The sequence below is a fragment of the Pseudomonas sp. FBCC-B1667 genome, assembly GCF_059133255.1.
The window spans coordinates 3678804-3690774 of the sequence record NZ_CP101437.1 but is presented as its reverse complement, the minus strand read 5'-3'; the positions used below and the strand labels follow the sequence as shown (position 1 = coordinate 3690774).

Here is an 11971-nt window from a genome sequence, read left to right as displayed (position 1 = left end):
CTCATAACGCATCGTGAAAGATAATTCCAAGGGTATGCCGTTTTCCGCTGTGCAGGCGACTGATGCCGTGGCGCATGTTCACCCGGTGATACCCGCGAACACCTTTGACCGGCCGCTGGCTGACGGCAAAGATCAAGGCATCGCCTTTCTTCAGGTCCATGACCAGAGGGCGTGACTGCATTCGTGGACGTTGCTCGGTGAGCACAAATTCGCCACCGGTGAAATCTTCGTCAGGTTCTGACAGAAGAATCGCCACTTGCAACGGAAAGACATGTTCGCCGTACAGGTCCTGATGCAGGCAGTTGTAGTCCTGCGGACCATATTGCAGCAACAAGGGTGTCGGGCGTTCCTGACCGGCGGCATGGCAGCGCTGCAGAAAGGCTTCATGCGTGGCGGGAAATCGCGTTGGCAGGCCCATGCATTCGTGCCAGCGATTGGCAATCGGCACCAGACTGGGGTAGAGCTCGCTGCGCAGGCGAGTGACGGGATCCGGCAGAGGGTATTTGAAGTATTTGTACTCGCCGCGGCCAAAACCGTGACGAGCCATGATCACCTGTGAACGAAATAGCCCGGGCTGCGCGTAGAAGGCGCTGATCTTGTCGCAGTCTTCGGCGCTCAGGAGCGATCTGATAATGGCGCAGCCATCCTGATCGAGTTGTTGCTCCAGCATGTTCTGACTCCTAACCAAAGGTTGAGGTGGCCAGTCTAGGCAGCGGCGGCGGGGCGAACACTCCGGCGCTTGCGGTCAAACTCCAGACACGGGAGCAGACATCCATGCTGTCGCTCCGGGGGCTGTTACAGGGCTTTGCTGACGCTGATCTCGCTGATGACATCGTCGCTCTGGCCATGAATGGCGTCGAGCGCAGCCTTGGCTTCTTCGGCGGTGCCGTTTTCAAGCTGGGCAAACTCGAAGCGGCGTTCACCATTGAGTTTGTATTTGATGACGTATTTGGTCGTTTGAGCCACGGTCATACCTGCCTTGTTTCGTGTGCGGGGCGTTACTCAGCTGAGTTTCGTGCTGGAGCGACGGATGATCTTGATCGAGTGAGTCAGGGTCGGCTTGCGGGTCACGCTGATCGGTCGGCGGTTGACCGTGTCGATGGTGATGTTCCAGAAACCGGTGCTCGGCGCGGTAATCCGGGCCGGGAAGGTATCGAATGCACCGCCGTGGTAAGTGTGACGGCCGCCGTTCTTGAAACTGCGGAAGTTGGCGTCGTTCATCAAGCGGATGTTGCACGTTTGGGAGCACTGGATGACGACGATGTCGTCTTCATTGAGGTGCTCGCGCTGGTGGATAAATTTCATGAGGCGCCTCCAGATGGGCTTTTTCTACAAAATCAAAACGATAGCATGGTCGATTGGCGCAGTTTATCAGCCCGGACAGGTTATTATCGGGTCGTCATGGTTCGCTTTGACAATTAAAAACAGTTAATCGGAATTCTGTGAGCGATAAAAGCGGGGCGCCTCGGAGAAAATCAGCATTTGTGCTGTCCGAGGGTCTTTATCGGAGGTTTTGTATGAAATGGGGTGTGCTAGTCCTGCCGTTGGCGTTAGTCGTGAGTGGCTGTGCCAGTGTTACGGAGATCAACGAGACGCTGCCGACCATGAACGTGATCTCAGGCAAGAAGCCCCATGAGTATGCCCAGTGCCTGGTTGAGCAACTGGCCGATAGCCGTGGTGCATTGCAAGTTGAGCCGCACAAAGATGGGGTGCGCGTGATTGTTCCGGCGAAGTTTTCGTCAGACCCGGCTGCCGTCTTTGATATTGAAGAGCGCTCCGGTGGCAGCAGCATCAAGCTGCATGAGCGTATGTCCAATGTGCCGGTGCGTCCCAAGGACGTGCAGAAAGCAGCGAATACCTGTATTTCCGGCTGATAGACTAGCGACAATCTACATCGATGCCGTCAAGGCTGTGCTTTGACGGCATTGTCATTTCTGGAGTCAGGCATGAAGCGAGAGCAAGTTCGGGAGCGACATGCAGAGGGTCACATCTCTGCCACCCACGTGATTCAGAATCCGGCGAATCCAGGGGAGTGGATCGTGTTTTTCAAGAAAAGCGCCGGGCGCAGTTATTTTCTGGTGGACGATAACGACGAAGTGGAATCTTTCAGCCGTCTCGACGACTTGATCGAGACCGTGCGCGGTCTCGGGATCAAGTTCGCTGAAATCCATATGTAGCGTCGGGCTTACTTGCAGACCACCACGACGCTGCGGTTCTTGAAGTTGCCAACGTCAACGCCCAGGGTCTTGTCGCTTTCCTTGGTTGACGGCGTGCCATCGGTCCCGACGATTCGGTAGCCGGTGCCAGCGCAGGAGGCATCGGCTTTTTCATAGCAGGTGGCCCAGGAGTTGGCTTCGCCGGAGCAATCGATGGCCAGCCCCTGTTCACCGTTTTTCAGGTAAGCGGTTTCTGAGGTGGCGCAGCCGCTCAGGGCCAATACTGCAATCAGAGGCAAAAATTTAGTCATGTCGTGGTCGTCGTCAGGATGATGGGGCTAAGCCTGTGACAGCGCTGGCATCAAAAGGTTATAGCGAAGGGCCACTTCTTTGCAGGTGGCCACAAAAAAGCCCTGCGCAAAGCAGGGCCTGGTCAGAAACCGGTTCAGATCAAGTCTTGTCTTTACCGCGGCGTTTGACGGTTGGGTGTTCGAGCTGCAATACGGATGCCACTTCAATCGCCAGTGCTTCGGTAGGGAACGGGCCGGTGATAGTCTCGGTGCCGCCGAAGTTCTCTATCCACCATTGGCCGTCTTTCTGTTTGATCAGGAACCCGTTGATGCTTTTTGCTTCCGACATCTATCTGCCTCGTTGGCTTGTTCAATTGCGCCATGATAGCGCCAAATGCACCCAGAGAGTGCTGATGGGCGTATGGTGGTGCGATTGCATGCCTGGCGGGATCGCCAGTGCAGGTTCCGGGTTATCTGCTATCTATTAGAGGCAACGGAACAATCTGCGCAGCAATATGCGGAACTATCCGCGGGAATATTTCTCTATGTTGGCATCGGTTAGCCAGTGCGGGGCATTGTAAGGTGCACGCCGCCTGATTAGACTGCGCCGAAACTCGTACACACAGCCCTTTCAAGGACTTATATGATCAAGAAATGCTTGTTCCCAGCAGCCGGTTACGGTACTCGCTTCCTGCCAGCGACTAAAGCCATGCCCAAAGAAATGCTGCCGGTGGTAAACAAGCCACTGATCCAGTACGGCGTTGAAGAAGCTCTGGATGCCGGTTTGACCGAAATTTCCATCGTTACCGGTCGTGGCAAGCGTGCTCTGGAAGACCACTTCGACATTAGCTATGAGCTGGAAAACCAGATCAAAGGTACCGACAAAGAGAAATACCTGGTCGGCATCCGCAAGTTGCTCGACAACTGCTCGTTCTCCTACACCCGTCAAACCGAAATGAAAGGCCTGGGTCATGCGATCCTGACCGGTCGCCCACTGATCGGTGACGAACCGTTCGCCGTGGTGCTGGCGGATGACTTGTGCGTAAACCTTGAAGGTGACGGCGTTCTGACCCAGATGGTCAAGCTGTACAAGCAGTTCCGCTGCTCGATCGTCGCTATTCAGGAAGTCGACCCACAAGAGACTCACAAGTACGGCGTTATTGCCGGCGAGATGATTCGCGATGATATTTATCGCGTTCACAGCATGGTCGAAAAACCAAAGCCGGAAGATGCGCCGTCGAACCTGGCGATCATCGGTCGCTACATCCTGACTCCGGACATCTTCGACCTGATCGAACAAACTGAGCCAGGCAAGGGTGGTGAAATCCAAATCACCGACGCCCTGATGAAGCAAGCCCAGAACGGCTGTGTGATGGCCTACAAGTTCAAAGGCAAGCGTTTCGACTGCGGTGGTGCTGAAGGCTACATCGATGCGACCAACTTCTGCTTCGAAAACTTTTACAAGACTGGCAAGGCTTACTGATAGCGTTTGACCTGCTTGTACTGAAAAAGCCACCTTCGGGTGGCTTTTTCATTTTCTGGCCCCATATCGTTTGCAACACTTGCCCGGCGAACGTCTGCGGGTATGCTTGTGGACTGCCGAGGAGATTGAAAATGGCCGTTGATTTTGATTTGTACGTGATTGGCGCCGGTTCCGGTGGTGTGCGAGCTGCGCGGTTTGCCGCCGGTTTTGGCGCGAAAGTGGCCGTGGCCGAGAGCCGCTATCTGGGCGGCACCTGTGTTAATGTCGGCTGTGTGCCGAAGAAGTTGCTGGTCTACGGTGCGCACTTCGCCGAAGACTTCGAACAGTCGTCCGGTTTTGGCTGGACGCTGGGCGAGGCGCAGTTTGATTGGGCCACGCTGATCGCCAACAAGGACCGTGAAATCAATCGCCTGAACGGCATTTACCGCAACCTGCTGGTCAACAGCGGCGTCACCTTGCATGAAGGTCACGCCAAAATCGTCGATCCGCACACGGTCGAGATCAATGGCGAGCGCCACACCGCTAAAAACATTCTGATTGCGACCGGTGGCTGGCCACAGATCCCGGAAATCCCGGGGCACGAACATGCAATCAGCTCCAACCAGGCGTTCTTCCTCAAAGAGCTGCCAAAGCGCGTTCTGGTGGTCGGCGGCGGGTATATTGCCGTTGAGTTCGCCGGCATCTTCCATGGGTTGGGCGCCCAGACCACATTGCTGTATCGCGGTGAGCTGTTCCTGCGCGGTTTTGACGGTGCGGTGCGCAAGCATTTGCAGGAAGAGCTGACCAAGCGTGGCATGGACCTGCAATTCAACTCCGATATTGAACGTATCGACAAGCAGCCTGATGGCAGTCTGAAGGTGACGCTCAAGGATGGTCGCGAGCTAGAGGCGGATTGCGTGTTCTACGCGACTGGCCGGCGTCCGATGCTCGATAACCTCGGGTTGGAAAACACCGGTGTCACACTCGACAAGAAAGGTTTTGTCGAGGTCGATGATCAGTATCAGACGGCTGAACCGTCGATCCTGGCGCTCGGCGATGTGATCGGTCGTGTGCAGCTGACGCCAGTTGCCTTGGCTGAAGGCATGGCCGTGGCTCGACGCTTGTTCAAGCCTGAGCAATATCGCCCGGTGGATTACAAGATGATTCCGACCGCCGTGTTCAGCCTGCCGAACATTGGCACCGTTGGCTTGAGCGAAGAAGACGCGCGAGAAGCCGGCCACGAGGTGGTGATCTACGAAAGCCGTTTCCGCCCGATGAAGCTGACCCTGACTGAATGCCAGGAGCGCACGTTGATGAAGTTGGTAGTGGATGCCAAGACCGACAAGGTATTGGGTTGCCACATGGTAGGACCGGATGCTGGTGAGATCGTCCAGGGCTTGGCGATTGCCTTGAAGGCAGGGGCGACCAAGCGCGATTTCGACGAAACCATCGGGGTGCACCCGACGGCGGCTGAAGAGTTCGTCACCATGCGTACGCCTGTCGCCGGTTAATCGTCCTTAGCTGCGTCTGGCGCTGTTGCAGCCGCCGCCGCCAGGCGCACGCTTTCATCGAGGCTCGCCTGAGTCTTGAGCAATTCAACTTCCAATGCTTTGTTAGCCTGCGACTGCTCGTCGACACTTTGCTTCAGCGACTGACTTTCCAGCAGGGCGACGCGCAAGCGTTCCTGGAGGAGGGTACGTTCGCTATCGATGCGGTTGACCTGTTCCAGCAGTTGGTCCTGCCGGCTATTGGTTTGCTTGAGTTGATCCTGCAGCAGGCTCAGCTCCCTCTGAGATCCGCGGTTTTCGGTGAACAAGCGCTCATTGTCGCGGTGTAACTGCGTAATCTCGTCCTGGCGCACCATCGCGCTTTGCTGCGCCTGACGCAGCTCCATCTGAATCTGCTGAACCTGGCTTTCGTGGCGGCTTTGTTCCTGCTCGCGCTGCTCCTTGACGGCATTGCGGTAGTGCTCCAGGGCCTCGCGGGCGTGCAGGTGTTTTTCTTCCAGTGAGCGAATCTGCTCGTCCTTGTCCTGCAAGCGCAATTCGAAGCCAGCCAGCGCCTGATTCAAGCCGGCGTTGCGGGTTTGCTCGGTTTGCAGCATAGAGCGGGTTTCTTGCAGTGACTCGGATTCCTGGGTCAGCGCCAGGCTTTGCATCTCGTACTGTTGATGCAATTCGGCATTGGCTTCCTGGGCTTCTGTGAGCTGGTTTTCCAGTGCTTTGCGCTGCTGGTCGAACTGCTCGCGAGCCTGGTCGATAGATTCCTGGGCCTTCTCTTTCAGGCGATGGGCCAGGCGCGAAACCAGGTCCGTCAGCTCGTCATCGATGGCTTCTGTCACGGGCTCGGCCCGTTCGCGACCGTCATCCAGTTCCTTCAGGTAGCGATGGATCGTGGTTTTCGAGCCAGTGTTGCCCATTTCGATCCGCACTGCATCGATGCTTGGGTTCTCGCCACGGGCGAGTATCGCCAACCGTGCTGCTTGCACCACTGCTTTATTTACGCCGCCACGAGCCATGAGTTCTCCTACGATTTCGTACTGTGGTACATGCCACTAAAGTACACAGTGTACCATCTGAATGATAAAGTTAAATGATGTCAGTTTGTCATGCGGGATATACTGGTATTACCCCGTGTCATGCAGTGCACGGCACGATTGCGCCCGTCAACGCGGTACGTTTTAGAGAATTGAGCTCATGACTGATCTGGATCGATACCTTCAGGCCGCCACGCGCGATAACACCCGGCGCAGCTACCGGGCAGCCATTGAGCATTTCGAAGTCACGTGGGGCGGGTTTCTGCCGGCCACCGCCGACAGCGTTGCGCGCTATCTGGTGGCGTATGCCGGGGAGTTGTCGATCAACACGCTGAAGTTGCGTTTGTCGGCGCTGGCGCAATGGCACAACAGCCAGGGGTTTGCCGATCCGACCAAGGCGCCGGTGGTGCGCAAGGTCTTCAAGGGCATTCGCGCGTTGCACCCGGCTCAGGAGAAACAGGCCGAACCTTTGCAACTTCAGCACCTGGAGCAGGTGGTTGCGTGGCTGGAGCTGGAAGCGCAGACCGCCAAATCTCAAGATGATCAACCGGCTCTGTTAAGAGCAAGGCGCGACATGGCGCTGATTCTCCTGGGATTCTGGCGCGGGTTTCGCAGTGATGAGCTGTGCCGTGTACAGATCGAGCACGTTCAGGCGATCGCCAGTTCGGGCATCACGCTTTACTTGCCGCGCACCAAGAGCGATCGCGAGAACCTTGGCAAGACTTACCAGACCCCAGCCTTGCAGCGCCTTTGTCCGGTGAACGCCTACATCCAGTGGATCACCGAGGCTGCATTGGTTCGCGGGCCGGTGTTTAGAGGCATCGACCGCTGGGGTCACTTGAGCGAGGAGGGGTTGCACGCCAACAGCGTCATCCCGCTATTGCGCCAGGCGCTGAAGCGTGCAGGCATTTCCGCCGAGCACTACACCAGCCACTCCCTGCGCCGCGGTTTTGCCAGTTGGGCTCATCAGAGCGGTTGGGACTTGAAGTCGTTGATGAGTTACGTGGGCTGGAAGGATATGAAGTCCGCCATGCGCTATGTTGAAGCGAGCCCGTTTCTCGGTATGGCTCAACTCAAGGAAAAGCCCTTGACGCTGTAGATCACGTTTTCTTCTATTAATACCGTCGGTTAATAGCGAAAACAAATCAGCAGCATGAGGTTTGCCAATGAGCCATCCGGGGATCGAGTGGGTAGGATTCACCCCATCAACTTGTTAACCCAACTTTTCAACCCTGACGGAGAGTCATCGATGCCTATCATCAACAGCCAAGTTAAACCGTTCAATGCTACCGCCTACAAAAATGGCGACTTCGTTCAAGTGTCGGACGCTGACCTGAAAGGCAAATGGTCTGTCGTTTTCTTCTACCCGGCTGACTTCACCTTCGTTTGCCCGACCGAATTGGAAGACCTGGCTGATAACTACGACGCGTTCCAGAAACTGGGCGTCGAGATCTACAGCGTTTCCACCGATACCCACTTTGCCCACGCTGCCTGGCATAACACTTCGCCAGCCATCGGCAAAATCCAGTACACCATGATCGGCGACCCGACTCACGCCATCTCCCGCAACTTCGACGTGCTGATCGAAGACGCAGGCCTGGCTGACCGTGGCACCTTCGTGATCAACCCTGAAGGCCAGATCAAAATCGTTGAACTGAACGATGGCGGCGTTGGCCGTGACGCTTCCGAGTTGCTGCGCAAGATCAAGGCTGCCCAGTACGTCGCTGCTCACCCAGGCCAGGTTTGCCCAGCCAAGTGGAAAGAAGGCGAGGCCACTCTGGCTCCGTCCCTGGACCTGGTCGGCAAGATCTAAGTCTGTGGGTCGCAACATCAGGGCGGGTTTCCGCACTTAAGTAAGCTGCAACCGCCCCCAAAAACGCCCGGGCGAGATTCGCTCGGGCGTTTTTTTATGTCTGTTTTTCATGAAATACCAGAAAGGAAATCGCCCGTATGTTGGACGCCAATCTTAAAGCCCAGTTGAAATCGTACCTGGAACGGGTCACCCAGCCGATCGAGATCGTTGCTTCCCTCGACGACGGTGCGAAATCCCGGGAAATGCTCGACCTGTTGAAAGACGTTGCCAGTCTTTCCACCCAAATTACCTTGCTCGATAACGGTGATGATGCACGCAAGCCATCGTTCTCGATCAATCGCCCTGGCGCCGACATCAGCCTGCGCTTTGCCGGCCTCCCGATGGGCCACGAATTCACCTCGTTGGTGTTGGCGCTCCTGCAAGTCGGCGGCCACCCTTCGAAGGCCAGCGTTGAAGTGATCGAACAGATTCGCTCACTCAAAGGCGAGTTCAGCTTCGAGACGTACTTCTCGCTGTCCTGCCAGAACTGCCCGGACGTGGTCCAGGCGCTGAACCTGATGGCCGTGTTGAACCCCAACATCCGCCACGTCGCCATTGACGGTGCGCTGTTCCAGGCCGAAGTCGATGAACGCCAGATCATGGCGGTGCCCAGTGTTTACCTGAACGGCGTGAACTTCGGCCAGGGGCGCATGGGCCTGGAAGAAATCCTCGCCAAGCTCGACACCACTGGTGTCGAGCGTCAAGCCGAGAAGCTCAGCGCCAAAGAAGCCTTTGATGTATTGGTCGTCGGTGGTGGTCCAGCGGGTGCAGCAGCGGCTATCTACGCGGCGCGCAAGGGCATTCGCACCGGCGTGGCGGCAGAGCGTTTTGGTGGGCAGGTGCTCGACACCATGGCCATCGAAAACTTCATCTCCGTGCAGGAAACCGAAGGGCCGAAACTGGCCAGCGCGCTCGAAGAGCACGTCAAACAATACGACGTCGATATCATGAACTTGCAACGTGCCACGGCACTGATCCCGGCGAAAAATTCCGGCGAGTTGCACGAAGTCCGTTTTGAAAGCGGCGCAACGCTGAAAACCAAGGCGCTGATTCTTGCCACGGGTGCGCGCTGGCGTGAAATGGGCGTGCCGGGCGAGCAGGAATACAAAGCCAAAGGCGTCTGTTTCTGCCCGCACTGCGACGGTCCGCTGTTCAAGGGCAAACGCGTGGCGGTGATCGGTGGCGGTAACTCCGGCGTTGAAGCGGCCATCGACCTGGCCGGTATCGTCAGCCACGTCACGCTGCTGGAGTTCGACAGCAAGCTGCGCGCTGACGCGGTGTTGCAACGCAAACTGTTCAGCCTGCCGAACGTCACCGTCATTACCAGCGCACTGACCAGTGAAGTGAAGGGTGATGGCCAGAAGGTGACCGGTCTGGTCTACAAGGATCGTGATTCGGGCGAGTTCAACACGGTCAACCTAGAAGGCATCTTCGTGCAGATCGGCTTGCTGCCTAACACCGATTGGCTCAAGGGCACTATCGAGCTGTCGCCACGTGGCGAGATCATCGTCGATGCTCGCGGTGAAACGTCGATGCCGGGCATATTCGCCGCCGGTGACGTGACCACCGTGCCGTACAAGCAGATCGTGATTGCGGTGGGTGAGGGTGCGAAGGCTTCCTTGAGCGCATTCGATCACCTGATCCGGACTTCGGCCCCGGCCTGAACGTCGTCGCTGAAAACACAAAACCCCATGAGTGATCATGGGGTTTTTTGTGTGCCTTGCGCAGTTGGTTTACAGCGGAGCAGGCTGGATAATTTCAACCCAGTAAGCATCCGGGTCCTTGATGAAGGCCAGGCTCTTCATGCGCCCATCATTCAAGCGCTTCTGAAAGTCGCAGCCCAGCGCTTCAAAACGTTCGCACGCCGCGCGAATGTCCGGAACGGAGATGCAGATATGACCAAAACCACGCGGGTCGGTGTTGCCGTTGTGGTAGGCGAAATCAGGGTCGTTCTCGGTGCCGTGGTTGTGGGTCAGTTCCAGAATGCCAGGTATCGACTTCATCCACTCTGTGCGAGCGGCAGCGTCGGCCGGGATCTGCTTCTTGTCGACCAGAGCCAGGAAATACAGGCTGAATTCCGCTTCCGGGAAATCGCGTTTTTCCACCAGCGAGAACCCAAGGATGCGCGTGTAGAAATCCAGGGACTTTGTGATGTCCTTGACCCGCAGCATGGTGTGGTTGAAGACGAACTCCTGGGTGGCGGTGTCAGGCTGGGCGGTGACGCCTGGGAAGGTGTTCAATTCGTGCAGGCTCATGGGCCCTCCGGAAAATAAGTGGGGCTAACGAATGGTCACAATAATACGCAAGGGCTCTGACATCACCAAACCTAAACGGTCTGCTATTGCCTGACAGGCGGGCGAGGCTCAGACTTTAAGGTTCAATTCGTGAGTGTTTAGTGCAATGGTTCGATTCTGTAAGCCGATCTTTGTCCTGCTGGGTGTCTTTGCAGCAGTGGCCAGCGTTCACGCAGAGGCGCCTCAAGTACCGTGGCCACGAGGGTGGGAAGTCGAAAACCTAGCGCAAGAAGGCGCGACCCCGGCTGTTTCCCGTCAACGTGCGGTCAAAAACGATCAAAGCGGCACGCCCGTCATGGTCATGGAGTTGACGATGACTCAAGTCGAGAGCGGTCATCAAGTCAATGTGCAGGGTGTTTTGCTGGAGATGCGCAAGGCGGTACAAAAAGACTTCTTTCAAAGCGGTTATCAAAGTGTCTGCAACACAATACATCCCGCGACATTGAGCCGCCTGTCGGCACTGGAAACAACCTGCACCATTACCCAAAACGGGCGGCACGTGCTGTCGCAAACATTGGTGGGGGCAGTGAGCGAGGATAAAGCCTATGTTCTTTCGTACGCGGGGCAGGCCGAGGCTTATAAGGCAAGTCAGGAAGAAATCGAGGCCGTCCGTAACAGCCTGAAACTTTAGTCGCGTGGTTTACGCGTCAGCGGGTTTTGTCGGTTTCCGACATTTTTAGATACCTAAAGGCAATAAGCACAAAGTTAATCAGTAAGTTGCGAGTTGATCCTGGCAGATCGTTGCGTTGAGTGGGTATCCATGAAAAAGCCCTGCATTGGCAGGGCTTTTTTATAACCGCAAGCCTTAACCGCGCAACCAGGAATCAACAGTGGCGGCACCGTATTGTTCCTTCCAGGCTTTCAGCCCGCGGTGGTTGCCACCCTTGGTTTCAATCAGTTCACCGGTGTGGGGGTTTTGATAGACCTTAACCACGCGAGCGCGGCGGGTTTTAGGCGCTTTTGCTTGTTGCAGACCGGATTTTGCCGGGTTCGGATCGAGGATGGCGATGATGTCACGCAGGCTCTTGCCGTAGGTTTTCATCAGTCCCTGGAGCTTTTCTTCGAATTCGATTTCTTTCTTGAGCCCGGCATCGTTCTTCAGCGATTCCAGCTGCTTTAGCTGCTCCTGAAGGGCCTTTTCAGCTGCACGAAATTCAGCGAGTCTGGACAATATCTTTACTCCAATAGTGTGTTTGGCTGATACCAACCGCAAACAAAGCTATAAGCCAAGAGCCTTGAAGCGACTCGGTGATAGTGGCTCACCTGCCCATATTGCACAGGTATGAAAAATTGTAGTAGTTAATTGGCCAAGAGTAAATCCTGACGTTTTCTTCATGTAACAACAGTAGTCTTTTGATTCAATTTGGTGCGCGTTGTCGAT

Annotated in this window: 16 protein-coding genes; 8 read left to right on the top strand and 8 right to left on the bottom strand. The window is 56.0% G+C overall.

Features of this window, described 5'->3' with window-relative positions; genetic code table 11:
* Position 1: 1 nt before the first annotated feature.
* From NL116_RS16815 to NL116_RS16805, 3 genes are all read right to left on the bottom strand, one after another.
* A complete protein-coding gene (locus tag NL116_RS16815; RefSeq protein WP_494373159.1) occupies positions 2-670 on the bottom strand; it encodes a 2OG-Fe(II) oxygenase in 669 nt (222 codons plus the stop codon).
* Positions 671-795: 125 nt separating this feature from the next.
* Positions 796-972, bottom strand: coding sequence for a hypothetical protein (locus NL116_RS16810; protein ID WP_155953714.1), 177 nt, complete (start codon positions 970-972; stop codon positions 796-798).
* A gap of 30 nt (positions 973-1002) precedes the next feature.
* A complete protein-coding gene (locus NL116_RS16805; RefSeq protein ID WP_007946189.1) occupies positions 1003-1305 on the bottom strand; it encodes a DUF1883 domain-containing protein in 303 nt (100 codons plus the stop codon).
* Between the two features lie 212 nt (positions 1306-1517).
* On the opposite strand from NL116_RS16805, the gene NL116_RS16800 reads away from it, so the two are divergent.
* A complete protein-coding gene (locus NL116_RS16800) occupies positions 1518-1874 on the top strand; it encodes a hypothetical protein (protein ID WP_494373158.1) in 357 nt (118 codons plus the stop codon).
* A 72-nt stretch (positions 1875-1946) separates the two neighbouring features.
* Positions 1947-2177 carry a hypothetical protein gene (locus NL116_RS16795; RefSeq protein WP_027922990.1) on the top strand — a complete coding sequence of 77 codons (231 nt, stop codon included), beginning with the start codon at positions 1947-1949 and terminating at the stop codon, positions 2175-2177.
* A gap of 8 nt (positions 2178-2185) precedes the next feature.
* Here NL116_RS16795 and NL116_RS16790 read toward each other — a convergent pair whose 3' ends face one another.
* Together NL116_RS16790 and NL116_RS16785 are read right to left on the bottom strand one after the other, a co-directional pair.
* Positions 2186-2467 carry a hypothetical protein gene (locus NL116_RS16790; protein ID WP_494373157.1) on the bottom strand — a complete coding sequence of 94 codons (282 nt, stop codon included), beginning with the start codon at positions 2465-2467 and terminating at the stop codon, positions 2186-2188.
* A gap of 139 nt (positions 2468-2606) precedes the next feature.
* Positions 2607-2795 (bottom strand): SH3 domain-containing protein, encoded by a 189-nt coding sequence (locus NL116_RS16785; RefSeq protein WP_494373156.1) that lies wholly within the window; start codon positions 2793-2795, stop codon positions 2607-2609.
* A 294-nt stretch (positions 2796-3089) separates the two neighbouring features.
* Between NL116_RS16785 and galU the strand changes: the two genes are divergently transcribed.
* Positions 3090-3929 carry a UTP--glucose-1-phosphate uridylyltransferase GalU gene (gene galU / locus NL116_RS16780; protein WP_010460715.1) on the top strand — a complete coding sequence of 280 codons (840 nt, stop codon included), beginning with the start codon at positions 3090-3092 and terminating at the stop codon, positions 3927-3929.
* Between the two features lie 131 nt (positions 3930-4060).
* Positions 4061-5419 (top strand): glutathione-disulfide reductase, encoded by a 1359-nt coding sequence (gene gorA, locus NL116_RS16775; RefSeq protein ID WP_494373155.1) that lies wholly within the window; start codon positions 4061-4063, stop codon positions 5417-5419.
* Here the strand turns inward: gorA and NL116_RS16770 are convergent.
* Entirely contained in the window at positions 5416-6426 is a 1011-nt protein-coding gene (locus tag NL116_RS16770; protein ID WP_494373154.1) for a DNA-binding protein, read from the bottom strand. The genes gorA and NL116_RS16770 overlap by 4 nt on opposite strands.
* Before the next feature lie 178 nt (positions 6427-6604).
* Between NL116_RS16770 and NL116_RS16765 the strand changes: the two genes are divergently transcribed.
* The 3 genes from NL116_RS16765 to ahpF all read left to right on the top strand — a co-directional run bounded on the left by NL116_RS16765 (position 6605) and on the right by ahpF (position 9960).
* Positions 6605-7543: a site-specific integrase gene (locus NL116_RS16765; RefSeq protein WP_494373153.1), complete on the top strand. Its 939-nt coding sequence runs from the start codon at positions 6605-6607 to the stop codon at positions 7541-7543.
* Positions 7544-7693: 150 nt separating this feature from the next.
* Positions 7694-8257, top strand: coding sequence for an alkyl hydroperoxide reductase subunit C (ahpC, locus tag NL116_RS16760; protein ID WP_090183539.1), 564 nt, complete (start codon positions 7694-7696; stop codon positions 8255-8257).
* 137 nt (positions 8258-8394) lie between these two features.
* Positions 8395-9960, top strand: coding sequence for an alkyl hydroperoxide reductase subunit F (gene ahpF / locus NL116_RS16755; protein WP_494373152.1), 1566 nt, complete (start codon positions 8395-8397; stop codon positions 9958-9960).
* Positions 9961-10029: 69 nt separating this feature from the next.
* On the opposite strand, the gene gloA is transcribed toward ahpF, so the two are convergent.
* Positions 10030-10551 carry a lactoylglutathione lyase gene (gene gloA, locus NL116_RS16750; protein WP_494373151.1) on the bottom strand — a complete coding sequence of 174 codons (522 nt, stop codon included), beginning with the start codon at positions 10549-10551 and terminating at the stop codon, positions 10030-10032.
* A 145-nt stretch (positions 10552-10696) separates the two neighbouring features.
* On the opposite strand from gloA, the gene NL116_RS16745 reads away from it, so the two are divergent.
* Positions 10697-11221, top strand: a complete 525-nt coding sequence (locus NL116_RS16745; protein WP_494373150.1) for a DUF4946 domain-containing protein — start codon at positions 10697-10699, stop codon at positions 11219-11221.
* Between the two features lie 174 nt (positions 11222-11395).
* Here the strand turns inward: NL116_RS16745 and NL116_RS16740 are convergent, their stop codons facing one another.
* Positions 11396-11761 carry a histone-like nucleoid-structuring protein, MvaT/MvaU family gene (locus NL116_RS16740; protein WP_494373149.1) on the bottom strand — a complete coding sequence of 122 codons (366 nt, stop codon included), beginning with the start codon at positions 11759-11761 and terminating at the stop codon, positions 11396-11398.
* Positions 11762-11971 lie beyond the last annotated feature (210 nt).